The organism is Sphingopyxis sp., from assembly GCF_035944815.1.
Taxonomy (GTDB): domain Bacteria; phylum Pseudomonadota; class Alphaproteobacteria; order Sphingomonadales; family Sphingomonadaceae; genus Sphingopyxis.
The window spans coordinates 227,366-252,092 of sequence record NZ_DASZAU010000003.1; the positions used below are offsets into that span (position 1 = coordinate 227,366).

At 64.1% G+C, this 24,727-nt stretch carries 19 protein-coding genes and 1 tRNA gene; 10 read left to right on the plus strand and 10 right to left on the minus strand.

What is annotated here, in order from left to right:
- Window positions 1-6: 6 nt before the first annotated feature.
- Both VGU00_RS05100 and VGU00_RS05105 read left to right on the plus strand, forming a co-directional pair.
- A complete protein-coding gene (locus VGU00_RS05100; protein ID WP_327466165.1) occupies window positions 7-1,935 on the plus strand; it encodes a hypothetical protein in 1,929 nt (642 codons plus the stop codon).
- Entirely contained in the window at window positions 1,935-6,224 is a 4,290-nt protein-coding gene (locus VGU00_RS05105; RefSeq protein WP_414713503.1) for a hypothetical protein, read from the plus strand. Before VGU00_RS05100 ends, VGU00_RS05105 begins: the two co-directional genes overlap by 1 nt.
- A gap of 128 nt (window positions 6,225-6,352) precedes the next feature.
- On the opposite strand, the gene VGU00_RS05110 is transcribed toward VGU00_RS05105, so the two are convergent.
- Window positions 6,353-8,446, minus strand: coding sequence for a bifunctional (p)ppGpp synthetase/guanosine-3',5'-bis(diphosphate) 3'-pyrophosphohydrolase (locus tag VGU00_RS05110; protein WP_327466167.1), 2,094 nt, complete (start codon window positions 8,444-8,446; stop codon window positions 6,353-6,355).
- 127 nt (window positions 8,447-8,573) lie between these two features.
- Between VGU00_RS05110 and VGU00_RS05115 the strand changes: the two genes are divergently transcribed.
- The gene (locus tag VGU00_RS05115; RefSeq protein WP_327466169.1) at window positions 8,574-9,458 is read left to right on the plus strand and encodes a glycosyltransferase family 2 protein; all 885 of its coding nucleotides are present in this window, start codon (window positions 8,574-8,576) and stop codon (window positions 9,456-9,458) included.
- A gap of 77 nt (window positions 9,459-9,535) precedes the next feature.
- On the opposite strand, the gene VGU00_RS05120 is transcribed toward VGU00_RS05115, so the two are convergent.
- Window positions 9,536-9,871, minus strand: a complete 336-nt coding sequence (locus tag VGU00_RS05120; protein WP_327466171.1) for a CC_3452 family protein — start codon at window positions 9,869-9,871, stop codon at window positions 9,536-9,538.
- A gap of 125 nt (window positions 9,872-9,996) precedes the next feature.
- Here VGU00_RS05120 and VGU00_RS05125 point away from each other — a divergent pair, with 125 nt between their 5' ends.
- From VGU00_RS05125 to VGU00_RS05135, 3 genes are read left to right on the plus strand one after another with little or no spacing between them, the layout of a single operon-like run.
- Window positions 9,997-10,518, plus strand: a complete 522-nt coding sequence (locus tag VGU00_RS05125; RefSeq protein WP_327466173.1) for a helix-turn-helix domain-containing protein — start codon at window positions 9,997-9,999, stop codon at window positions 10,516-10,518.
- A 58-nt stretch (window positions 10,519-10,576) separates the two neighbouring features.
- Entirely contained in the window at window positions 10,577-11,701 is a 1,125-nt protein-coding gene (locus tag VGU00_RS05130; RefSeq protein ID WP_327466175.1) for a sensor histidine kinase, read from the plus strand.
- Window positions 11,698-12,504 (plus strand): LytTR family DNA-binding domain-containing protein, encoded by an 807-nt coding sequence (locus VGU00_RS05135; protein WP_327466177.1) that lies wholly within the window; start codon window positions 11,698-11,700, stop codon window positions 12,502-12,504. The genes VGU00_RS05130 and VGU00_RS05135 overlap by 4 nt, the downstream gene beginning before the upstream one ends.
- Before the next feature lie 135 nt (window positions 12,505-12,639).
- On the opposite strand, the gene ribA is transcribed toward VGU00_RS05135, so the two are convergent.
- The 4 genes from ribA to VGU00_RS05155 all read right to left on the minus strand — a co-directional run bounded on the left by ribA (window position 12,640) and on the right by VGU00_RS05155 (window position 17,961).
- Window positions 12,640-13,695: a GTP cyclohydrolase II gene (gene ribA / locus VGU00_RS05140; RefSeq protein WP_327466179.1), complete on the minus strand. Its 1,056-nt coding sequence runs from the start codon at window positions 13,693-13,695 to the stop codon at window positions 12,640-12,642.
- Complete coding sequence (locus tag VGU00_RS05145; protein WP_327466181.1) at window positions 13,692-14,486, minus strand: exodeoxyribonuclease III; 795 nt, start codon at window positions 14,484-14,486, stop codon at window positions 13,692-13,694. The genes ribA and VGU00_RS05145 overlap by 4 nt, the downstream gene beginning before the upstream one ends.
- A 394-nt stretch (window positions 14,487-14,880) precedes the next feature.
- Entirely contained in the window at window positions 14,881-15,531 is a 651-nt protein-coding gene (locus VGU00_RS05150; protein WP_327466183.1) for an outer membrane lipoprotein carrier protein LolA, read from the minus strand.
- Between the two features lie 114 nt (window positions 15,532-15,645).
- On the minus strand, window positions 15,646-17,961 hold the full coding sequence (locus tag VGU00_RS05155; RefSeq protein WP_327466185.1) for an FtsK/SpoIIIE family DNA translocase: 2,316 nt from the start codon (window positions 17,959-17,961) through the stop codon (window positions 15,646-15,648).
- 123 nt (window positions 17,962-18,084) lie between these two features.
- Here VGU00_RS05155 and VGU00_RS05160 point away from each other — a divergent pair, with 123 nt between their 5' ends.
- Together VGU00_RS05160 and VGU00_RS05165 are read left to right on the plus strand one after the other, a co-directional pair.
- Window positions 18,085-19,326 (plus strand): FAD-dependent monooxygenase, encoded by a 1,242-nt coding sequence (locus VGU00_RS05160; protein WP_327466187.1) that lies wholly within the window; start codon window positions 18,085-18,087, stop codon window positions 19,324-19,326.
- Between the two features lie 106 nt (window positions 19,327-19,432).
- Window positions 19,433-20,131, plus strand: coding sequence for a sigma factor (locus VGU00_RS05165; RefSeq protein ID WP_327466189.1), 699 nt, complete (start codon window positions 19,433-19,435; stop codon window positions 20,129-20,131).
- Window positions 20,132-20,134: 3 nt separating this feature from the next.
- Here the strand turns inward: VGU00_RS05165 and VGU00_RS05170 are convergent, their stop codons facing one another.
- Together VGU00_RS05170 and VGU00_RS05175 are read right to left on the minus strand one after the other, a co-directional pair.
- Window positions 20,135-20,785 (minus strand): LON peptidase substrate-binding domain-containing protein, encoded by a 651-nt coding sequence (locus VGU00_RS05170; RefSeq protein ID WP_327466191.1) that lies wholly within the window; start codon window positions 20,783-20,785, stop codon window positions 20,135-20,137.
- 8 nt (window positions 20,786-20,793) lie between these two features.
- Window positions 20,794-21,705 carry a tetratricopeptide repeat protein gene (locus VGU00_RS05175; RefSeq protein WP_327466193.1) on the minus strand — a complete coding sequence of 304 codons (912 nt, stop codon included), beginning with the start codon at window positions 21,703-21,705 and terminating at the stop codon, window positions 20,794-20,796.
- Window positions 21,706-21,897: 192 nt separating this feature from the next.
- Here VGU00_RS05175 and VGU00_RS05180 point away from each other — a divergent pair.
- Window positions 21,898-21,972 (plus strand) — tRNA-Gly (locus VGU00_RS05180).
- A 303-nt stretch (window positions 21,973-22,275) separates the two neighbouring features.
- Here the strand turns inward: VGU00_RS05180 and VGU00_RS05185 are convergent.
- Together VGU00_RS05185 and VGU00_RS05190 are read right to left on the minus strand one after the other, a co-directional pair.
- On the minus strand, window positions 22,276-23,187 hold the full coding sequence (locus tag VGU00_RS05185) for a nucleotidyl transferase AbiEii/AbiGii toxin family protein (RefSeq protein WP_327466195.1): 912 nt from the start codon (window positions 23,185-23,187) through the stop codon (window positions 22,276-22,278).
- A complete protein-coding gene (locus VGU00_RS05190; RefSeq protein WP_327466198.1) occupies window positions 23,184-23,792 on the minus strand; it encodes a type IV toxin-antitoxin system AbiEi family antitoxin domain-containing protein in 609 nt (202 codons plus the stop codon). Before VGU00_RS05190 ends, VGU00_RS05185 begins: the two co-directional genes overlap by 4 nt.
- Before the next feature lie 83 nt (window positions 23,793-23,875).
- Here VGU00_RS05190 and VGU00_RS05195 point away from each other — a divergent pair, with 83 nt between their 5' ends.
- Window positions 23,876-24,685: an AbiJ-NTD4 domain-containing protein gene (locus VGU00_RS05195; RefSeq protein ID WP_327466200.1), complete on the plus strand. Its 810-nt coding sequence runs from the start codon at window positions 23,876-23,878 to the stop codon at window positions 24,683-24,685.
- The last annotated feature ends 42 nt before the right edge of the window (window positions 24,686-24,727 follow it).

Sequence of the window (24,727 nt, forward strand, 5' to 3'; positions counted from 1 at the left end):
GCGGTGATGACGGGCGGCAGCCTTTGGCCGGTGATCGCGACACTCGCGGCGCAGGGTGCGCCGGGGGCGGAGGCGTTGCCGCCGTCGCCCGCGCCCGAAGGCCCACCCGTCGCGAGTGACGCTGCGCCGGCCGAACAGCCGGCCGAAGAGCTGATTCCGCCACCGCCGCCGGTCGACTGGCAGGAGATGGTCAAGGACGACCTCGTCACCGACATCATCGAGGGGCGCCGCCGTCCCGGCTATCGCCCCGACCTTCCCGATGCGCTGACGCAGGACAATGTCGGCGCGCTGCGCCCGCCTCCGCCGCAGGCCTTTCCCGGAATGGAGGATCAGCTGCCGGTGCCCGACCGCTGGCGCCTGATCGAGACGCTCGGCGTGGTCAAGGAACGCTGGTTCGACCCCTATCACCAGAATACCTACAAGGGTGACCGCGCGATCGACCGCAGCAAGGTCAAATGGCTGCCGATCAAGGGCGACGACTGGTTCTTCGTCGCCAATGCCGTGTCCGATACGGTATTCGAACCGCGCACCTTCCCGATCCCCGTCGGCGTCCAGACGACCGAGCGGCCGGGCAGCCTCGACGTGTTCGGCAAGGATCGCAGCTTCGTCTTTGCGCAGACCTTCATCGCCGGCGCCGCGCTGATCAAGGGATCGACCGCGTTCAAGCCGCCCGATATCGAATATCGCGTCACGCTCGCCTGGCAGGCCAATTATGTCGACGTGCCCGAACGGCGCGTGCTCGACGTGCGTCCGTCGAAGGCGAGCCATCGTTACGACAGCTTCCTCGGCGTGCAGGAATTGTTCGTCGACAAGCATCTCGGCAACACGTCGGATCGCTACGACTTTTATTCGATCCGGCTTGGCATCCAGCCGTTCCAGAGCGATTTCCGCGGTTTCCTGTTCAACGACAGCCAGCTCGGTATCCGCCTGTTCGGCAACCGCGACAACAACCGCTTCCAATATAATCTCGCGGCCTTCTGGCGGCTCGAAAAGGACACCAACAGCGGTCTCAACGACATCACCCAGACGCCGCGCAGCGATTTCGTCTTCACCGGCAATCTCTATCGTCAGGACTTCCCGGTCGTCGGGCTGACCAGCCAGATCAGCGTCACCTACAACATGAACCGCGAAAAGAACGACGTGCAGGTCGACCATAATGGCTTTCCTGTGCGTCCGGCGCTGCTCGGCGATTTGCGCGGACGCGAATATGACGTCGTTTATCTGGGCTACAGCGCCGACGGCCGCATCGGCCGCATCAACCTGACCGCAAGCTTTTATGCCGCGCTGGGCGAAGACCGGAACAGCTTTTTCACCAGCAAGCCAGCCGAAATCCGTGCGGGCTTCGGCGCGGTCGAACTCAGTTACGACCATGACTGGATGCGTTTCCGCCTGTCGGGCCTCTATGCGACCGGCGACGGCAATCCCTATAACAACACCGAGGGCGGGTTCGACGCGATCTTCGAAAATCCGATCTTCGGCGGCGCCGATACCAGCTACTGGATCCGCCAGACGATCCCCTTCGCCGGCGGCGGCCGCGTCATTTCGATCAACGGCCGCAACGGCATATTGAACTCGCTGCGCTCGTCAAAGGAAGAGGGGCAGTCGAACTTCAATAACCCAGGCACCGTTTTCGTCGGCGCCGGGGCCGATTTCGATCTGACCCCCGAATTTCGCGTCAGCACCAATTTCAACCATCTCTGGTTCGAAAACACCTCGTCGCTGCAGGCGCTCCGCATGGAAGGTTCGATACCCAAGGATATCGGTTTCGACCTGTCGGTCGCGACGATCTGGCGGCCGAAAGCGACCCAAAACATCGTCGGACGCCTCAGCGCGGCCGTGCTGCTGCCCGGCAAGGGGTTCAAGGATTTGTTCGACAACAAGAAAAAGAACGACGCCTATGTCTCCATCCTCGCCAATGTGATTCTGAGCTTCTGATGCTGCTGCGCAAACTCTTCGCCCTGTTCGCTTTCGTGACGATGTGCGCCGCCTTTGGCGCGAGCGTCGTGCGCGCGGCGGAAGAAGAGAAACCGCTCAAGATCGAATATCGCTTCACCCCGCCCGCGCCGCGCGAGCAGAGCGACGCCGACGTCAGCGCCAAGTCGGAAGGCTGCTACAGCTGTCATACGCGCACCGACCAGCCGTCGATGCACGCGACGCCGGCGGTGAAGCTCGGCTGCACCGACTGCCACGGCGGCGACGCGAGCCAGCGCGGCACGCCAAGCCTCGGCTACAAGCATCCGACCAACAAGGCGGTGATGAAGCTCGCGCACCCGCAGCCGACGCTGCCCGGCGCCTGGCACGACAGCTCGGCGAACCCGCAGCGCAGCTATACGTTGCTCAACAAGGAATCGCCCGAATTCATCCGCTTCGTGAACCCCAGCGACTATCGCGTCGCGCGCGAGGCGTGCGGGGCATGCCACCTCGAGGTGATCGAGGCGACCGAGCGGTCGATGATGTCGACCGGCGCGATGCTGTGGGGCGGCGCGGCGTATAACAACGGCATCGTCCCCTATAAGAATTACATTTTCGGCGAAGCCTATACGCGCACCGGCGAACCCGCGTGCATCCTCTCGCCCTCGTCACGGCTGACCGCCGAGGAATATAAGGAAGCGTGCAAGCCGAGCTTCGGTTTCGACAAGATATTGACCGACGAGGAAAAGAAGCGCGGCGCGCTCGCGAAAATGTATCCGCTACCGCGCTGGAGCGTGCTGCCGCCCGGCGACGTGTTCCGCGTGTTCGAGCGCGGCGGGCGCAACATCAACACGCAATTCCCCGAAATCGGCCTGCCGAACCCGACGGGCAGCATCCAGCGGCTCGAGGAGCCGGGGCGCCCCGACCTCAAGCAATCGAACCGCGGCCCCGGTACCGGGCTGCGCGTCTCGATCCCCGTGCTCAACATCCACAAGACGCGTCTCAACGACCCGCTATCGTGGTTCATGGGTACGAACGACCAACCCGGCGACTATCGCCATTCGGGCTGTTCGGGTTGCCACGTCGTCTACGCCAACGACCGCGAGCCGCGGCACAGCCTGACCTACGCCAAATATGGTCGCGACGGCGAAACGGCGACGGTCGACCCGACGATCGCGGAAAAGAAGTGGAAACCCGAGGGCGGGCATGGCGGCGATGGCCATGGCACCGAGGATGGGCATGCCGGTGGCGGCCACGGTGCGTTGATCGACCCTGCCGATCCCGACGTTCCGGCGCGCCCCGCATCGCCGGCGCGCGGCGAATCGGGCCACCCGATCAGCCACGCGTTCACCCGCGCGATCCCGACCTCGCAGTGCATGTCGTGCCACATGCACCAGCCGAACATCTTCCTGAATTCCTATCTCGGCTACACGATGTGGGATTATGAATCGGACGCGCCGCAGATGTGGCCGGGGCCGGACAACACCGCACCGCGCCCGCCGGGGATGAGCGACGAGGACTATCAGAAGAAATACAAGCAACAGCGTTATCCGACCGCCGCCGAAGTGCATCAGGTGCTCGAACGCAACCCCGAAGCGGCGGCAGCGCGCGGACTATGGGCCGACGTCGAATTCCTGCGCGACGTCTATGACGTCAACGACAGCAACAAGGACACCCAGTTCGCCGACTATCACGGTCATGGCTGGAACTTCCGCGGCATCTTCAAGCGCGACCGCAATGGCAACCTGCTCACCGCCGACGGCAATATGTCGACCTATGGCACCGACACCGCGAACATCATCGATCCGAAGGATCCCGAAAAATGGCGCAAGAGCTGCGCCAGCTACAGCGACGAAAAGCAGCGCGAACTCTGCCTCGCCAGCGCCGATCCCGGACGACCGGGCGTCGAAGGCAAGTTCGTGCCGCCGGGCCTCAACCCCGGCAAGGCCGTCCATATGATGGATATCCATGCCGAAAAGGGCATGCAGTGCGCCGACTGCCACTTCGCGCAGGACAGCCATGGCAATGGCTATATTCAGGGCGAAGTTGCGAACGCGGTCGAGATCAGCTGCAAGGATTGCCACGGCACCGCCGACGCCTTCCCGAACCTCCTGACCTCTAACGTCGCGGCGCGGCCGCAGGGCACCAACCTTGCGCTGCTGCGCAATCCCGACGGGCGCCGCCGCTTCGAGTTCCAGTATAATGACGATGCCGAAGTGATCGGGCTGATCCAGCGGTCGATCGTCGATCCCAAGCTCGAATGGCAGGTCAGCCTCGTCAAGCAGGCGGTGACCCCGGGGCCGCATTTCAACGCCAAGGCGGCGCGCGCCAAGCTGATGGCCCGCGCGGGCGCCGAGGACGGCAAATATGAATGGGGGCCGGGCGTCGCGAAGGAAGAACGCGCGCACGGCGACGACAAGATGACCTGTTTCACCTGTCACCTGTCGTGGACGACGAGTTGCGGCGGCTGCCATTTGCCGATCGAGGCGAACTGGAAGACCAAGATGCACCATTTCGAGGGTGAGGAGACGCGCAACTTCGCGACCTACAACCCGCAGGTGGCGCGCGACGAAATGTTCCAGCTCGGCCGGCACCAGCTCACCAAGCCCGGCGAACCCGGTCCGAACGGCGAAGCGCGCGGCATCATCACGCCCGTCCGCTCGACCTCGGCGCTGGTGCTATCGTCGACGAACATCAACCGCGAGCGCATCTATGTGCAGCAGCCGCCGGTCTCGTCCGCGGGCTATTCGAGCCAGGCTTTTGCGCCGCACTTCCCGCACACGGTGCGGCGTTCCGAAACCAAGCAGTGCAGCGACTGCCACCTGTCGGCCGCCGACGACAACAATGCGATCATGGCGCAGCTCAACCTGCTCGGCACCAATTTCGTCAACTTCGTCGGTCTCAACGTCTGGTCGGGCCAGGAAAACAGCTTCCAGGCGACGCGCGTCACCGAATGGGACGAGCCGCAGGCGGTGATCGGCAGCTATCTCCAGAAATATGCCTATCCCGACTATTGGAAACTGCACGTCGAACAGAATGGCCGCGAGCTCAAGAATTGGGTGCGCGGCAAGACCTTCGACAAGAAGCTGTCGGGCGAAACGCATGCGCTCGAGGAGTTTGCCAATATCGTGCAGGGGACGAGCGGCCGCGTGAACTGTCTGCAACAGCGCGGCGAATATATGTTCGTGGCGGAGGGCAAGGGCGGCTTCCGCGTCTATGACGTCGCGTCGATCGGCAACAAGGGCTTCTCCGAACGCATCGTCCGCGCGCCCTTCTCGGCACTTGGCCACGATACGCATGTGAAGACGAAGAATGCGACCTGCATGGCGATCGCGACGACGCAGCCGATCAGCGTGTCGCGTAACGAGAATATCGTGAAGAATTTCCCCGAGAACCACGAACAGGTGATGCACGACATCTACCGCTACGCGGTGATCACCGACAGCGTCGAAGGGCTTGTCCTCGTCGACATCGACACGCTGGCCGACGGCGAATTCCGCAACAACAAGTTCAAGCGCGCGCTGACGTGGAACGAGGGCAATATACTGGCGGGGGCGCGGCACATCACGCTCGCGGGCAGCATGGCCTATATCACCACCGATGCGGGGCTGGTGGTGCTCGACCTGTCGACGCCGCTCCAGCCCAAGGTCACGGCGCAACTGCCGCTGACCGATGCGCGCGCGAGCGCGGTGCAGTTCCGCTACCTCTGGGTCACCGATGCCGAGGGCGTGAAGCTGTTCGACGTCACCAATCTCGCGCAGCCGGTCGCGGTGCCGTCGGGCACGGTTCGCCTGGCCAATGCCCGGAAAATCTATCTCGCGCGCACCTATATGTATGTCGCGGCAAAGCAGGACGGGCTGGTGATCGTCGATGTGACAAAACCGGCGGCGCCGATCGTCTGGCCGGGGCTGACCTTCGGCGGAATGCTCAACGACGCCGAGGATGTGATCGTCGCATCGACCAACGCGTCGCTGTTCGGCTATGTCGCCGACGGACGGAACGGCATCAAGGTGCTCCAGCTCACCAGCCCCGACAATCCGGGCCTCTACGGCTTCTCGCCGAAGCCGACCCCCGAGCTGATCGCATGGGCAAAGACGCCGTCGCCCGCGCTCGCGCTGTCGAAGGGGCTCGACCGCGACCGGGCAGTCGACGAAACCGGCGGCCAGATGGCGGTGTTCGGCCGCGTCGGCTCGCGGCCCTTCACCCGCCCCGAAATGGAGAGGTTGTTCCTCAACAGCAAGGGCGTCGTCTACAAGGTCCGCGACGAAGTCGACCAGAACGCCTGGCGACCGCCGCTGCTTTACGCGGACTAGATCTCAGGCCGGTTCCGACCGGAAGCTGCCTTATCTCTCATCGTCATGGACCCCGGATCAAGTCCGGGGTGACGAGAGCGGGGATTGAACGGCATCTCTCCACACCAAATGGACGAAGCCGGCGCTCCTTACTGCCGCTCGGCCTGCACCACCGTGTCGGACGCGCGCAGCGCCGATAATATGCGCATCACATGCTGGACGTCGCGCACCTCGACGACGACGTCGTAGGTGTGGAAGCCGCCTTCGCGGTTCGACAGGCGCAAATTGGTGATGTTCGCCGAATTGGCGGCGAGGATTCCCGACATTTCGGCGAGCGTCCCCGGTTCGTTGAGGATGACGATGCACAGCCGGGCGTTGCCGCCCTCGCTGTCTTCCTGCCAGCGAAGGTCGATCCAGTCGGCATCGATGCCGTCGGCGAGCCGCGGACAGTCGATGACGTGCACCTCGATCCCTTCGCCCGGCCGCGACAGGCCGACGATGCGGTCGCCGGGAACCGGGTGACAGCAGTCGGCGAGCTGATAAGCGACGCCCGGTGTCAGTCCCGCGATCGACACCGCTGCGCCTTGCACGAGCTTGCCGGGTTTGGTCTTCATTTCGGCGGTGATGCCGGGGACAAGCGCCTCGAGCAGCGCATTGTCGGTGATCCGCTGCTTGGCGATCGCGACGTAAAGCGCGGTATCGTCGTCGAGCTTCAGCCGTTCGCGCGCCGCGATGCGCGCCTTGTCGCCGACCTTGTTCGGCAGACGCAGCGCGATTTCGTCGTACATCTTGCGGCCGAGCGCGGCGAGTTCGACCTTTTCTTTCGAGCGCACATGGCGGCGGATCGCCGCGCGCGCCTTGCCGGTGACAGCAAAGCCCAGCCAGGCCGGTTGCGGGGTCTGCTTGTCGGACGACAATATCTCGACCGTGTCGCCGTTGCTCAGCTGGGTGCGCAGCGGGACCAGTCGCCCGTTGACCTTGGCGCCGACGGTGCGGTCGCCGAGCCCGGTGTGAACCGCATAGGCGAAATCGACCGGGGTCGCGCCCTTCGGCAACTGGTGCAAGCTGCCCTTCGGCGTGAAGGCGAAGATGCGGTCCTGATACATCGCGATGCGCGTATTTTCGAGGAACTCCTCGGGATCGTGCGTCTGTTCGAGGATTTCGATCAGGTCGCGAATCCAGCCCGCCTGCCCGTCGGGCGCGCTGCCGCCTTGTTTATACGCCCAATGCGCGGCGAGGCCGAATTCGGACTGCTGGTGCATGCCCAGGCTGCGGATCTGGATTTCGATGCGCATATTCTGCTGGTGCATGATCGTCGTGTGCAGCGACTTGTAGCCGTTGCGCTTGGGCGTCGAGATATAATCCTTGAACCGGCCGGGAACCATCTTCCACTTGCGGTGAAGGATGCCGAGCGCAGCATAGCAATCGGCGTCGGTCGGCGTGATGATGCGAAACGCGATGATGTCGGTGACCTGTTCGAAACTGACGTGGCGCTCCTGCATCTTGCGCCAGATCGAATAGGGATGCTTCTCGCGCCCCGATACATCGGCCTCGATCCCGTTCTTCGCGAGCAATTCCTTGAACTCGCGGCTGATCGCGGCGACCTTGTCCTTGCCGCCGGCACTCAGCTTGGCGAGGCGCCCGGTGATCGTCGCATAGGCTTCGGGCTCGAGCTCGCTGAACGCGAGCAACTGCATCTCGCGCATATATTCGTACATGCCGATCCGCTCGGCGAGCGGCGCATAGATGTCCATCGTCTCCTTGGCGATGCGGCGGCGCTTTTCGGGATTCTTGATGAAATGCAGCGTCCGCATATTGTGCAGCCGGTCGGCGAGCTTGACGAGCAGCACGCGGATGTCGTCCGACATGGCGAGAAGGAATTTGCGCAGATTTTCGGCGGCGCGCTCATTCTCAGTCTGCGCCTCGATCTTGCTGAGCTTGGTCACGCCATCGACGAGCCGGCCGACGTCGCTGCCGAACAGCCGCTCGATCTCCTCGGGCGTCGTCAGCGTGTCCTCGAGCGTGTCGTGCAGCAGCGCGGTGACGATCGTCTCGCTGTCGAGGTGCAGGTCGGTCAAAATCCCGGCGACTTCGACCGGATGGCTGAAATAGGGATCGCCCGAGGCGCGTTTCTGGCTGCCGTGCTTCTGCACGGTAAACACATAGGCGCGATTGAGCAGCGCCTCGTCGACGTCGGGATCATAAGCGCGCACGCGCTCGACAAGTTCATATTGCCTCAGCATCCGTCCCAATGTCGTTCATGATGCATATATTGCAATGCGAAATTTGATTGCGCCCGACACCAATGCGTTAGCAACTTTGGTAAAGGCGATTGGAAGCATCGGTCTCCGAGGTTAGGACAGGTTTTTGATGGGGACCGAAACTCTTGATTCGACAGCGCTGCCGCGGGTGTCGATGGTGATGCCCGTGCACAATGGTGCGCGCTGGCTGGCCGACGCCATTGATTCGGTGCTGGCGCAGGATTTTACCAATTTCGAGCTGATCCTCGTCGACGATGCGTCGCGCGATGCGTCACCCACCATCATGGGCGAGGCGGCGGCGCGCGATCCCCGCGTGCGGCTGTTCCGGCTCGAGACCAATGTCGGCCTTCCCGCGGCGCTCAACCACGGCTTTGCCGCGGCGCGCGGCGCCCTGCACAGCTGGACCTCCGACGACAATCTGCTGCGGCCTCAGATGCTGACGCGCCTCGTCGCGGTGCTCGATGCGCAGCCCGAAGCGGACATCGTCCATGCCGATTTCACCCTGATCGACGACGAAGGCGTCGAACTCGGCCGATCGCGCGTCGGGCCGGTTGAACGGCTGCTCTATGGCAATAATGTCGGCGCCTGCTTCCTTTACCGGGCCGGCGTGACCGAAGCGCTTGGCGGCTATGATACGAAGCTGTTTGGTGTCGAGGATTATGACTTCTGGCTTCGCGCCGCGCTGCAATTCCGGTTCGTCGCGCTGCACGAAGACCTCTATATCTATCGCAAACATGGCGGCAGCCTGACCAGCCAGCGCGCGACGCAGATCCAGGCGCTGACCGCCGAAATCGTGGAACGCGCCTTGCCCGACAATTTGCCGGCGCGCAGCCGGAGCGAAATCCTGCTGGGTCTGGCACTTCGCAGCAGCCGCAGTTGGCGCTTCGACCTGGTGGGCCGCGCTTTCCGCGCCGACCCCCGCTATGTCACGACACAATTGCCGGCGCTGGCGCGCTGGTCACTCGTCGTCGCCCGCAACCGCCTCACCGGCTGAGACTCGCGATAAAAAGCCGCCGCATCTCCGAAGAGCTGCGGCGGCCTGTACGCGCTGGACCCGACGCGCCGGCCGGATCACTTCGCGGCGTTGCAGCGCGCGAGTTCTTCGGCATCGAGTGCCTTGCCGCCCGCCGCGAAGCTCGTCACCGGTCCGGCCGCCTTGACAAGCGACGAACACATCACCAGCGGACGGCTCGTCCCCTGCCCCGCGATGCAGCTTGTACCCTTGCACGCCCAGACGACATCGCGCGCGACAAAACGCGCTTCCGGAGCCGGGCTGGCAAGCTCGGCACGATAAAAGGTGCCTCCCGCGGCCGTCGCCGCGACCGACCCGAAGGCCAGGCTACCGACCGCCGCGGCGCCGGCGAATGAAAGCGAACGAAAGAGGGGAGAAAATTCATATGCGGCCATCTGGACCTCCTGTTTTTGCGCGACCAAAAGGTTGCGAAACGCCACCTAGCGTTTGGGTTGCGAAATGCAACGGAGGTCCTATATTTTTTTGGCGCATAGGGTGATTTTACGTTAGGGCATGGGTCATGGGAAAATTACGCGAAGTCTTGAACGACATGAACGGGGGCAATTGCGCCCTGCCTCTGGCACTGGAAGCGATGGGTGAGCGGTGGTCGTTCATGATCCTGCGCGCGGCGTTCAACGGCGTCCATCATTTCGAGGAATTTCAGCAGGAGCTGAACATCGCCCGCAACATCCTGTCGAACCGGCTGTCGCGGCTGGTCGATCATGGCATCATGGCGCGCGAAGTGATGGCCGAAGACCGGCGCAAGGTTCGCTACCAGCTCACCGAAAAAGGGATCGAACTGCTTCCCGCGATGATCGCGCTGCGCCAATGGGGCGAAAAATGGGGGGCCGGCGTCCCGTCGACCCCGGTGCTGGTCGACGCCCGCGACGAGCAGCCGATCGGGCCCGTGACGCTGACCGCGCACGACGGCCGGGTGATCGGTTACAAGGAATTGCTGTGGAAGCATCGCGCCGAATTGCAGCCGCTCGGCCAAGCGCGAGTCCGCGGCGAAGGCGCGATGGCGCCGATCGCAGCGGAATGACCGGTCGCGCCGGTTTCCGCCGCGCGCGGCCGCTGATCCTCGCATAATACGGACTGCCATGCCGCTGTTTCGACTGTCTTCGCCCGGGCCCTTTTTCGATAACAAGGTCCGGGCTTTCTGGAATCTGCAAATCCTGGGCTGGGCCGCGTGGCTCGGCTTGCGCGGGGTATCGGGGCTCGCGAACGGCCAACCTTTCACCTTCCTGATCCCCCAGACGATTTCGGCCATCACCGGCTTTTCGCTGACGCTGATCCTGTCGGCTTGCTATCGTGCGCTGATCAATCGCCGTCCGCTGCTGATGTGGGGCGTCAGCTTCGGACTGGCGGGGGTCGCGACTGCGCTCTGGGCCTTTATCGATGCGTGGGTCGCGCAAATCCAGAACCCCGCCAGCGAGGCGGGCTTCACCAGCCTGCTGCTGGGCGCCATGTATATCGATGCAACCTCGCTCGCAGCCTGGTCGGCACTTTATTTCGCGATCAACTATTTCCTCCAGCTCGAGGAACAGAATGATCGCGTGCTGCGGCTCGAGGCGCAGGCGGCGTCGGCGCAGCTCGCGATGCTGCGATACCAGCTCAACCCGCACTTCCTGTTCAACACGCTGAACAGCATTTCAACCCTCGTGCTGCTGAAACAGGCCGAGCCCGCCAATGCGATGCTGTCGCGGCTGTCGGCCTTCCTTCGCTACACGCTCGCCAACGAGCCCACCGCGCAGGTGACGCTGGCGCAGGAGATCGAGACGCTGAAACTCTATCTCGACATCGAAAAGATGCGCTTCGAAGAACGGCTGCGGCCGCATTTCGCGATCGACCCCGCGGTTTCGCGCGCGCGGCTGCCCTCGCTTTTGCTCCAGCCCCTGATCGAAAATGCCATCAAATATGCGGTGACGCCGCAGGAGGACGGTGCCGATATCACGATCTCGGCACAACTGGCCGGTCAAAATGTTCGCATCACCGTGTCCGACACCGGCGCGGGATTGTCAGCGGAAACGACGGACCCCACCACTGGCTTTGCAACGGAATCGACCGGTGTGGGTTTAGCCAACATCAGGGACCGGTTGGCGCAGGCTTTTGGCGACCAGCACCGGTTCGACGTCCAGGTGGGCGCTGAGGGCGGGTTCACGGTGGTTATCGAGTTTCCGTTTCAGCCCGATGGGCAAATGACGATTGGAACCGAAAGAATATGACGATCAGAACCATCCTGGTGGATGATGAGAAATTGGCCACCCAAGGCCTGCAACTGCGGCTGGAACCGCACGCCGATGTCGAAATCGTCGACACCGCCCAGAACGGCCGCGAGGCCATACGCAAGATCAAGACCCACAAACCCGACCTCGTTTTCCTCGACATCCAGATGCCGGGGTTCGACGGCTTTTCGGTGATTCAGGGATTGATGGAGGTCGAACCGCCGCTGGTGGTGTTCGTCACCGCCTATTCGGATCATGCGATCCGCGCGTTCGAAGCGCAGGCGGTCGACTATCTGGTCAAGCCGGTCGAGCCCGAGCGGCTTGCCGATGCGCTCGATCGCGTCCGCCAGCGCCTCGCCGAAAAGCGCGGTGCGGCCGAAGTCGAACGGCTGAAGACCGTGCTCGCCGAAGTCGCGCCCGAAGCAGTCGAGGATTATGACGCGGAGGTCACCCCCGACGCGCATGCCGCCGATCGCTACGAAAAGATGATCAACATCAAGGATCGCGGACAAATCTTCCGCGTCGACGTCGACAGCATCGAACGCATCGACGCCGCGGGCGATTATATGTGCATCTATACCGCCGACAACAGCCTGATCCTGCGCGAGACGATGAAGGATCTGGAAAAGCGGCTCGATCCCCGCAACTTCCAGCGCGTCCACCGCTCGACGATCGTGAACCTCAGCCAGGTCAAGCAGGTCAAGCCGCACACCAACGGCGAATGCTTCCTCGTGCTCGGATCGGGCGCGCAGGTTAAGGTCAGTCGAAGCTATCGCGACGTCGTCGCGCGCTTCGTGCATTGATTTTCGCGGCCTGACGGCAGCGACAGCACCGGCCCGCTCCCCCGCCCGGCCTCCTATTTCAGGATACCCTGTTGGGAGGCCGGGCGGGGGAGCGGGCCGGTGCCGCTCTGTTTCCGCTATGCGGAAACAGACAAATTAAAGCTGGTGCCCTGTCCGGTCGCGCTTTGTCGCGAGATATTGCTCGTTATATTTGTTCGTCGGCAACGCGAGCGGCAAGCGCTCGACCACCTCGACGCCCTCCTTCTCGAGCCGCGCAACCTTTTCGGGGTTGTTCGTCATCAAGCGGATGCGAGAAATGCTCAGCAATTCGAGCATCCGCCCGGCAATAGCGAAATCGCGCGCCTCGACCGGAAAGCCGAGGCGCAGGTTGGCGTCGACCGTGTCATAACCCTGATCCTGCAACGCATAGGCGCGCAGCTTGTTGACGAGGCCGATGCCACGCCCTTCCTGCCGCAAATACAGCAACACCCCCCATGGCGCATCGGCCATCGCGTGGAGCGCCGCATGAAGCTGCGGCCCGCAATCGCATTTGAGGCTGCCGAGCACGTCGCCGGTCAGGCATTCGCTGTGCAGCCGCACGACCGGCGGATTGCCGTCGCGCTTGCCGATAACCAGCGCGACATGGTCCGAGGCTTCTTCAGGGGAACGGAAGGCGATGATCTCGGCACTTTCGCTCGCTTCGACCGGAAGCCGCGCACGCGCCGCAACTTCGAGCCGTCCGGGATCGAGCAGCGCCGCGACGTCGCCGACGGTGCAGCCGGTTTCTGCATCGCCCAGGGCTTCACGGACAAAGAAGGCCGGAAGCAGGCCGGCATGGCGCGCCATCGTCATCGCTGCGGCGGCCGCGCTTTCCCCGCCGGTCGCGATCGTGCGGAACGGCCCCTTGAGCGGGTGAGCGAGATCGAGCGCCGGATCTGCGATCGCAAGCGCGGCCGCCACGGTGTCGGCGGCATTCGCAAGCCGGACCGGGCCGGGCGTTGCCGCGACACGCTGGTTCGTCAGCTTGAGCGTAACCGCGCGCTCGCCCGACAGCAGGACATCGCGGCTGGCGAATTCGGCCAGCGTCTCGTCGCGCGCGCTTTCGACCGCGATCAGGTCGAGTGCCCCGTCCTTGCCCTCGACACGGAACGGCCAGCCGCGGCGAAGCGCATCGATCGCACGCGCTGCCTGCCGGGCACCAAAATGGGTCAAAAGTCGAACTCGGTGATCAGCGGAATATGATCCGACGGCCGCTCCCAGCTGCGCGCCGGCTGAACGATGCGGTGCGACAGGGCCTTGGGCATCAGGTCGGGCGTGATCCACATATGATCGAGCCGGCGGCCGCGGTTCGACGCCTCCCAATCCTTTGCGCGGTAACTCCACCAGGTATAGAGCGGCGCCGGCGCCGCGATGAAATGGCGGCCGAGATCGACCCAGTTCGACGCCGCCTGCAACCTGCCGAGCGTTTCGACCTCGATCGGGGTATGGCTGACGACATCGAGCAGCGCCTTGTGATTCCAGACATCGCTTTCGAGCGGCGCGACGTTGAAGTCGCCGGTCAGCACGGTCGGTGTATCGGCAAGCGCGCCCGACCATTCGGTCATGCGTGCGAAGAAATCGAGCTTCTGTCCGAATTTAGGATTGAGATCGCGGTCGGGGATGTCGCCGCCGGCCGGGATATAGACATTGTCGAGCCGCACGCCCGACGGCAAGGTCACGCCGACATGGCGCGCTTCGCCATTCGCCTGCCAGTCATATTTGCGGATGTCGGCGAGCGGCTGCTTGCTGATGATCGCGACGCCATGGTGCATGCGCTGGCCGTGCGTCGCGATATGGACATAACCGAGCCCCTTGAACATGTCGGCGGGGAACAGCCCGCATTCAACTTTCGTTTCCTGAAGGCACAGGATGTCGGGAGCTTCTTCGCGCAGGAATTTTTCGACGATGCCGATGCGGGCGCGGACGCTGTTGATGTTCCACGATGCAATGCTGGTGCGAGTCATGGGGTGGCTCTATCGGCGCACGTGAAGGCGCGCAACGTTGCGACAGCGAATCTTTGCGGCGATGTGCGCCCTGCCCCGGCCGCAACCGGACAAATTAAACCCCCGTCCCAGGGGCGGTGGAACGGGGGTTCAAGGTCAGCGTTCGTCACGCTCTTGAATGAAGGTGCCTGGCTGTCCGGTTGGGGCAACAGGGGGAAACCCAAATCCCGGGGCCGTGTCGGCGCCTTCGAGAGTTGAAATAGACGCTCTTCCCTGTCGCCAAGCTGAACGGAATGCGCGCAATGGCGCTGTTCTGGCAGTTCGTCGATGCGAGACGTCCGTTGGTCTGGAAAAAAAGCGCCGAACCCCCTTCCGGGAATTCGGCGCGTTGTTCGGGCCGCAACGGGCGGCGGCGTCAGCCGGCGCGGCCGCGCTGCTTCGGACGCGGATCGGTCCATTTGAACGCCGAATCGGCCACCGCGACGTTGAACTTCTGGTTGCTGAGGTCGATGCGCGTGCGGTTGTTCTGCGAATCGAGCGCGACCCAGCCGCGCAGGCGCAGCCCGCCCGGCGCCGCCCCATCGCGGACGAACACCATGGTGATCGTCCCATATTCGGGACGCTTGGGGTCCTTCACCTCGACGCTCAGCACATCGTCGTTTCCGGTAGGCAGGACCTTCGCATATTTCGACAGGTCGCGATCGGGGTCCAGCAGTGCACCGAGGGGCGAATTTTTCACCGGCCAGCGCTGGACCTGCTTCACTTCATAATCGATCATCGTCAGCGAGCTGCCGTCTCCGACGATCAGCAGCGGCACGCCCTTCTGATACTGAAAGCGGATCTTGCCGGGGCGTTTCAGGGTCAGCTGGCCATTGAGCCGCTGGCCATTGCGGTCGGTCTGCACGAAATTCGCGGTCATCGAACTGGTCGATTTCAGATGCGACTGCACCGATGCGAGCGTGCTCGACGACTGGGCGATCGCGGGCGCGCCGAACGCGAGGCCGGCAGCCGCCACCGGAGCGAGCGTCCAGGCGGCAAGGCGCGTGATTTGTGTCTTCAGGGTCATCTGGCTCTCATTCTTTTGATTGATCGGCCCCGTTTGTTGCAGGCAGGCATTGAACCCGCGCTGAACCCGGCGGTTAGATGCTGTTCAAGCCGCAAGGGCGGGAAAGGTTCCTTGTCAGCGCTGCTGGCCATATTGGTCGGTGAGCACGTCGCGGCGGCCGACATGGTTGGGCGGGCTGACCAGCCCTTCATCTTCCATCCGTTCGATCAGGCGCGCCGCGCTGTTGTAACCGATACGAAGCTGGCGCTGGAGCCAGCTGGTCGATGCCTTCTGGCTTTCGACGACGATCTGGCAGGCTTTGGCGTACATCCGGTCCTCGGCGCTGTCACCGCCCGCCGGGGCGCCTTCCATCGCGAAGCCGCCATCCTCGGGGTCTTCGGTGACGCTTTCGATATAGTCGGGGCGACCCTGTCCCTTCCAGTGATCGGCGACCGCGCGCACCTCGTCGTCGGACACGAACGGGCCGTGGATACGTGTGATCTGCTTGCCGCCGGGTACATAGAGCATATCGCCCTTGCCGAGCAGTTGCTCGGCGCCAGCCTCGCCAAGGATCGTCCGGCTGTCGATCTTCGATGTGACGTTGAAGCTGATGCGCGTCGGAAGGTTCGCCTTGATGACGCCGGTGATGACGTCGACCGACGGGCGCTGCGTCGCAAGGATCAGGTGGATGCCCGCCGCGCGCGCCTTTTGCGCGAGCCGCTGAATGAGGAATTCGACTTCCTTGCCCGCGGTCATCATCAGGTCGGCGAGCTCATCGACCACCACCACGATCTGCGGCAGCGGCGCATAGTCGAGCGTCTCTTCCTCATAGACCGGCTGGCCGGTGTCGGGGTCATACCCCGTCTGGACGCGGCGGCCGAGCGATTTGCCCTTGGCAAGCGCGCCGCGGACCTTGTCGTTATAGGATGCCAGGTTGCGCACCGACAGCGACGACATCATCCGGTAGCGGTCTTCCATCTGCTCGACCGCCCACTTGAGGGCGCGGATCGCCTTCTTGGGCTCGGTCACGACGGGGGCGAGCAGGTGCGGGATGTCGTCATAGACGCTGAGTTCCAGCATCTTCGGATCGATCATGATCATCTTCACCTGATCGGGACCGAGGCGATAGAGCAGCGACAGGATCATCGCGTTCAAACCGACCGACTTACCCGAACCCGTCGTACCCGCGATCAAGAGGTGGGGCATCGGGGCGAGGTCGGCGATCACCGCATCGCCGCTGATATTCTTGCCGAGGATGATCGGGAGCGCGCCGGTCTGGTCCTGGAACAGTGCGCTGCCGATAATCTCGTGCAGCACGACCGACTCGCGGTGCGCATTGGGCAGCTCGATGCCGATCACGGTGCGCCCGGGGATCGGCGCGATACGTGCCGACAGCGCCGACATGTTGCGCGCGATATCGTCGGCAAGGTTCGACACGCGGCTCGCCTTGGTTCCCGGCGCCGGCTCGAGTTCGTACATCGTGACGACCGGGCCGGGGCGAACCGCGGTGACGACGCCTTTGACCTGGAAATCCTCGAGCACCGATTCGAGAAGGCGCGCGTTGCGTTCGAGGCCCGCCTTGTCGATCTGTCCGGTCGGCCCCGGCGGCGGCGGCGCGAGAAGGTCGATCGACGGCAGCTGGTAATTGGTGAACAGCTCGGTCTGCGGCTTGGCTTTGGGCTTCGACGGCGCGGTGCGCTCGGCGGGATCGGCGATTTCGGGCGGGGCGCGGTCGCTCGGCTCGGCTACCGCGCGCGGCCGCACGACGCGCTCCATCAGGTTCGGCGCCTTGGGCTCCTCGGTTGCCGGCCGTGCGGGCTCGACGACGCGGTTCGCGCCTTCGGCCGATGGCAGCTTGAGGCGCGCGGTCCAGCCTTTTTCGAGCCGCAGCGCGCGATAGGCGAGCCAGAGCCCGATCCCGGCGAGCAGCAGGATCGCGGCGATGCGGATCAGCGCAGCCGCCGGATCGCCGATGCGCGTCAGCGGCGGGTCGATGACACCGCCGACGATCAACGCGATGATACCGCCCCATCCGGCCGGCAACTGGGCATTGCTGTCCTGCATCAGCAGCTGCGCACCCAGCCCGACGAGCAGGATGCCGATAAAGGCATAGATCAGCTGGCGCAGCCAATAGGGCTGCGGCGCCGCCGTCCACAGCCGCCAGGCAAAGATGCCGAGCAGCGGGACGATGAGGACGATCGGCGCGCCGCCGACGAACAGCCCCATGTCGGCAAAACGCGCACCGGCACTGCCCATCAAATTGGTCGGGCTCCCGCCCGCTGCGGTGTTGAAGGCGGAATCGGTCGCGTCATAGGTGAGGAACGCGAGCGTCAGGAACAGCGTGAAGAGTCCGAGCAAAGCCGCCGCCGCGATCACCAGCGATCGCGCGATGCTCTGGCGGAAAACGGTGCGCCAATCGGCCTTTCCGGGTGCGGCCTTGCGGCTTGCCATGCTCTTTTCGGGTCCCTGTCAGTTAACCACGGCGATATGCGCATGGGGCGGAGTCGCCGTCAAGCGAGCCCTGTACCTGACCACGGCCTTTCCAACCGTCCTGCCGCACGCTAGGGCATCAGCATGAGCGAAACGCTGCGCAGCGATGTCCTGATTTCGGGTGGCGGCCTCGTCGGCCAGACGCTCGCCCTTGCCCTCGCCCACCACGGACTGTCGGTACAGGTCGTCGACCCCGCCGACCCGGTTACGACAATCGCGCCGGGCTTCGACGGCCGCGCATCGGCGATCGCGAGCGCGACCTGGCAGATGTTCGACGTGCTGGGCATCGCCGATCGCCTCGCCGGCCATGGCTGCCCGATCCGCGCGATCCGCGTCGGCGACGGCGCCCCCGACAGCGGGCACGGCGGCGAACTCGATTTCGTCACCGCCGACGGCGACCCGCCGCTGGGCACGATGGTCGAAAACCGCCAACTGCGCCTCGCGCTCGCCGCGGCGCTCGCCGACGCGCCGCTCGTTCGCCTGACGATGCCCGCGGTCGTCGCGTCGCGCGATATCGATGCGCATGGCGTAACGCTGACGCTTGCCGACGGGACAAGGCTGGCAGCCCCGCTCCTGATCGTTGCCGAGGGGCGCCGGTCGCCGACGCGCGATGCGGCGGGTTTCAGCATCGCGAACTGGTCGTACCACCATCATGCGATGATCGGCGCGGTCGCGCATGAAAAGCCGCACGGCAATGTTGCGCACGAAATCTTCTATCCGTCGGGCCCATTCGCCCTGCTGCCGCTCGTCGACGATCCGCAGGGGCGGCACCGCTCTGCCTTCGTCTGGACGGTATCCGAAAAGGACGGACCGGGGTTCGCCAAGCTCGGGGAACGCGGTTTCGTCGCCGAGTTGCAGAAACGCGCGGGCGGTGTCCTCGGTGCGATGGAACTGGTTGCGCCGCGGATGACCTACCCGCTCGGCTTCCACCACAGCGCGTCGATCGTCGCGAACCGCATCGCGCTCGTCGGCGATGCCGCACACGGCATCCACCCGATTGCCGGGCAGGGCCTCAATCTGGGCCTGCGCGACGTCGCGGCGCTGACCGAAGTGCTCGTCGAGGGCGCGCGGCTCGGGCTCGATCTCGGCGATGCCGCGCTGCTCGCACGGTACCAGCGCTGGCGCGGGCTCGACAATATGATGGTCAGTCTCGCGACCGACGGCCTCACCCGCCTGTTCGGCATTCCCGGGCGGACCGCCGCCGCGGTGCGCCGCACCGGACTCGGTGCAGTCCAGCGGATGCCGATGCTCAAGCGCTTCTTCATGGACGAAGCGCGCGGCGAGGCGGGCGACCTGCCACGGCTGCTCGCGGGCGCCGAAGTCTAGTCCCTGACCCTAGGTAATATTACCTAGGGTTGCGGCAGCGCCGCGCTAAGCATGTCCCCCTATCCCGATCCTGCGGCACCGGGCCGCGGCAGGATGGGACAGGACCATGTCGGCAAAAAGCGATGCCCTCGAACGAGCGGTAACCGATTATATCCAGGCGCGGACCGCGCTCGAAAGCACCCCGGGCGGACGTACCAGCGCGCTCGCCGACCGCATGTTCGCGCGGGTGGCGGCGCTGGCGGCACCGCGCATCCGCTATTTCACCCGCGCCTATGGCCTCTCCGACGTCGCCGAAGATGCAGCGCAAGTCTGCGCGATTGCCCTCCACCGCGCCGCCGAGCGTTACGACCCGGCGCGGGCGCGCTTCACCACCTATGTCAATTGGCAGCTCCGCGCCGAATTGCAGGCGCTGCGTCATCGGCTCCACGGCGACCAGCGCTGCGCCGGCCGCAGGCAGGTCGCCGCAATGGTGTCGCTCGACGCCTTGCAGGACGACGGCGACGACATGTGGCTGGTCGACCAGACCGCCGAGGAAGCGACCGAACGGGGGGCGGCCGACGGGCTTGCCGATCTCGTCGCCGACCGGCTGGTAGGAGACTGGGCGGCGCGGCGGCGCGCCGGGCTGGCGCGCGCATCGCGCGACGACAGCCGCGTCGAAGCACGTGTTGCAGCCGAGCAGGCGTTGGTGCGGGGCCAGCTGATGAGGATCGACGCGGTCGAGCGATTGCGCGAGAGCGACCGGCATGTCGTCCGCCGCGCGATCGCCGACATGGTTCGCCACACCGGAACGGCGAAGCCGAACTGAGCCCTATTGCAGCGTCGCGCGTCCGTCGTCGCTGTCGAAACGGCCGAAAAACTGCATCATCTGGACGACCAGCTCGGCGCGCATATCGATCGGCGATGCTTCGAGCAGCGCCTGCTTCGCGGCGGCGTCGAACGGCGCGACCTGCGCGATGCCGTTGACGAGCGTCGCATCGTCGAGCTGGCCGACCGAATCCCAGTCAACGACATAGCCCTGCCGCGCCGCGAAGCGCTTCGCTTCGCGCTCGAGGCTGGCCCGCTCGATGCTCGCAAGCACGGCCCGTTCGTCGCTTTCGACTTCGATTTCGGCCTCGACCTGCCGGAAGGGCGTCGTGACATCGAGCTCGCGGCGCACACGAAAGCGCGCAACACCTTCGAGGACGAGGTTGAAGCGGCCTTCGTCGAGCGCCTCGACATCGATGATGCGCCCGACACAACCGACATCATAGAGCGCCGGCGGTTCGCGATCCTCTTCGCCCGGAAGCTGGCGCGGCTGGATCATGCCGATCTGGCGATCGCGCGCCAGCACCTCCTGCACCATCGCCGAATAGCGCGGCTCGAAGATATGGAGCGGCAGGTGCAGCCCGGGGAACAGCACCGCGCCGGTAAGCGGGAAAATCGCGATCCGCTGGACAGTCAAAGGCGCGGTTTCGCCCATCGGTCTCGCTAACCGAACAGGATCAGCGACAGGCGGCGGCGCTGTGCCGCGACCCACGCGTCTTCAAGGCCGACGGCTTCGAACAACGACAGCAATTTGGCGCGCGCGGCGCCTTCGTTCCATTCGCGATCGGTCGCAACGATGTGGAGCAGATTGTCGGCGGCGGCATCGCGTTGCCCCGCGCCGATCTGCGCGCTGGCGAGGTCGTAGCGCGCCTGATGGTCGCCGGGATTCGCCGCGACGGCGGCTTCGAACGCGGCCAGCTCGCCCGAATCGGGGGCATCGGCGGCCAGCGCCAGCGCGCTTCGCGCCTGCGCAATCGCGGGGTCTTCGGCGATTTCGGCGGGGATCATGGCCAGCGCGGCCTGTGCGCCGTCGATATCCCCGGCCAGCACCAGCGCGCGAACCAGTCCGCCGTGCGCCGCAGCATTGTCCGGCGCCATTTCGAGAATCTGCGCAAAGATGCTCGCCGCACGCGCGCCATCGCCTTCGGCCAGCACGGCCTCGCCCATCTCGATCAGCGGCGCGATCTCGATCGCGCGCGCGCTGGCCTCGCTCTCGATCGGCAATTGCGCGAGCAGCTGGTCGAGAATCGCCTTCAGCTGGCTTTCGGTGCGCGCATTGGTCAGGTTGGCGACCGGTTGCCCCTGGAAGATCGCATAGACGGTGGGAATCGACTGGACCTGGAACTGCCCGGCGATGAAGCGATTCGCATCGACATCGACCTTGACCAGCACGACCCCCTTGTCGGCATAATCCTCGGCGACCTTTTCGAGCACCGGACCCAATTGCTTGCACGGTCCGCACCATTCGGCCCAGAAATCGAGGATGACGAGGCTGGTCATCGACGGCTCGACGACATCGCGGCGGAATGCTTCGACGGCTTCCTTTTCCTGCGGATTCAGACCGAGAGTGGCCACGAAAGATGCTCCTGTTCCTGATTTCCCGTCCTTCCCGCCGATGCGGCAAGGACGCTTGCCCCGCTTATGTGGGAATTTGGGGCGATATGCCAACCCTTCGGAGAAAATGCGCAAACAGGGCTTGCCGAGTCCAAAAGCCGGTGCTAATCGCCCGCCTCACCCGCTGGAACCGACCGGTTTCCAGCCGCCAGAGCGGGCGTAGCTCAGGGGTAGAGCACAACCTTGCCAAGGTTGGGGTCGAGGGTTCGAATCCCTTCGCCCGCTCCAGAATTTCAAAGAAAAATCAGTATTTTAGCGGCCTTCGGGCCGCTTTTTTGTTGGAGACACGGGCCATGGAATTGCTGCTGTCTCCACAATGTCTCCAGAAAATCCCCAAGAAACGGCCTATTCTGGCGTAGAGTGGCGTAGATCGGTCCGATCCAGACCCTAGCGTGAGTGCTTTTCTGCCATTCCGCCTAAGCCCCGATACTGGAGACAGTGCCCTCCGCTGGCTGGAGACAAGCGGTCTGAATCTGGAGACAATGGTCATCGGCCAATGATGCGGCTTTGATGCATGTCGCGCCGGCCATGTCAGCGTTCCCATGGTCCGCCGGGAAGCCAGCGTGCGGTGAAAGCCGTGTCTTGGACGATGGCTGCCACCGGCGGCATGACGAACCGTTCGATTTGGGCCTGGATGTCCGGAAACGGCTCGGGTGCGAGCGCGATTTCCGTGCGATTGAGGAACGCCGCCCACTGAGCTTGCTTCTCTGCGGCATAGGCCACCGTCAGCGCCGCGGGTGTTACTCCTGGCAGAGCGGTCTGGCGCCGCTCGAACGTAGCTGCGATCGCACGCGCCAAAGTCGCCCCGTCGAAGGTGAAGGTGCCGGCGATCGCCCAAAGGTCGTAGAAGTCTTTGAGGCGCGTGTTGATCATATCGAGCGCCACCATCGCCTGAAATTTCTCGGCGACCACCGTCTCGGGCGGATAGGCGAGTAGCTGCGCCATCGGCTGATCGAGCAGTGAAGGATATTCTATCGCGACTGGTGCCGGCGTCACCGCATCGCCGTATCCAATGTCGACATGCATCGGCAGGCGAGCGCCGGCGAGTTCGGCGAGAAAATCGATCCGCACGCCCGCATATTCGTCTTCGGCTCGCGCGGCCTCGGCTCTAAGGGTCTCCGGCCGAATCAGGATGCCGTCATCCTCGACATCCATGGCTAGGATTTCCTGAAATACGGAAATCAGCTTTTCAGGAGCGTTTTCGCCGGCCCCGAGCAAGTCGAGGTCGCCGGTCGCCCGGTAAGGCGCATCCGCCCACAGGCTGAACAACATCGCGCCCTTGAGGATGAAGCGATTGCGATGCGGCGAACGGCCAAGCCGGTAGAGTAGCCGCTCGATCACATAGCGTGTCATCAGTAGCTGCGCGTTCTCACGCCGGTCGCGCGCGCGGGAAACGAGGCGGTCGCGCACCGAAATCGCAATGTTCTTCGGCGCACGGCTCACGCCATTGCTTCCAGATAGGGGCGTATCACCGACTGCACCCGATCGATCTCGGCATAGCGATATATCCGAGTTAGGTCTGGTCGCGGGCGCGTCTTCACGAAATCGCGCAGCGCCTCGATCGCGACATCGATCCCGATCTTGTTGCGATGCTTGAAGCAGTCGGCGACCGTTTTCGCCGGATCGGTGATACGTACCGACACGCCGTCGATGCTGTGCGCTTCGATTCCGGCTGTGAGCGCTTCGCCGCTCGCGCGCACAATCTTGAGCGCGATCGAAGGATTGACCGGCGCCCAATCCTTTTGTCCCAGCAGCATCCAAACCGCGTGTGGTGTTTGCGTGGTCAGCTCGTGGAATTGCAGTGCCGAGAGCAGGCAGATGACGCCGCGCGGCTGAATGCGGACAGCTTCCGCGAGGCTCGTGCCGGCATCCGTAGGTGCATCCGCGAGCTTGTAGAGTCCGCGCCCCACTTGCTGCAGGATGCCTTCGTCGCGCAGACGCTGGATCGTCGCTCGCGTGACCCCCACCGCATCGAAATCGCGGCCGCGTGCGATCCCACACTGGCGGGCGACTTCGAGCGCTCGTTCCTTGTGACTCGCCGTTTCCATGCTGATGATATAATTCCTCGGTATTTATAAGCAATGACCAAGGATTTGTATCGCAGGTCGCGCCGCTGTGCTAACGCCGTCGCATGAACGGATCAGGCACATTTTCCGAACGCCACGGCTTCCAAGGGAGCGAAGCGGAAATCACGATTCGCGAGGACGCCCCCGAGGAGGTGCGCGCAGCAGTGTTGATGCTTGGCTACGCTGAAGGCCTTGGCCCCGGCACCATGCGCGACCTTGTTTGCGAGGTCTTGCTGAAACGGCCAGATCAAAACAACTGGTCGCCAGGCAATATCGAACGCGAAGTCAACGGACTCTTCGACGATGCACCTTGGTACAAGATTTACGACATCGCAGAGCGCATCTACGCCGAGATCGGGCGGGACGATTACACCGGCACGCGGCAGGGGGACTATGCTCGACGCCTAACCCAGCTATTCCGCGAACTCGGCGTAGGCTGGCAGATGGACAATGGCCGCATAGTCGTTCGCGGATCGGAGGCCTTTGCCCTAGCGACGCGTGATGCGGTCTCGATCATGCAGGAGTCGGGGAAACCAACGGCGGCAAACGAGGTCCATGAAGCGCTCAAGGACATTTCCCGCAGACCTGCTGCGGATGTCACCGGTGCGATCCAACACGCCATGGCCGCGCTCGAATGCGTCGCGCGGGAAATCGACAACAGCTCGGACACGCTTGGCAAGATCATCGGGCGGTTAGGTGTTCCCGCGCCACTGGACGGCGCGCTCCACCAGCTTTGGGGCTTCGCATCTCAACAGGGCCGCCATATCCAGGAAGGCCGCGACCCCACTTTCGAAGACGCCGAACTCGTGGTTACCGTCTCGTCGGCTGTGAGCGTCTATCTGCTGCGCCGTCATGCAGCCAGATCAAGCGCCTGATCGGCACAGCCCTCAATTGACTGAAGGCAGGCAAAGAACTCA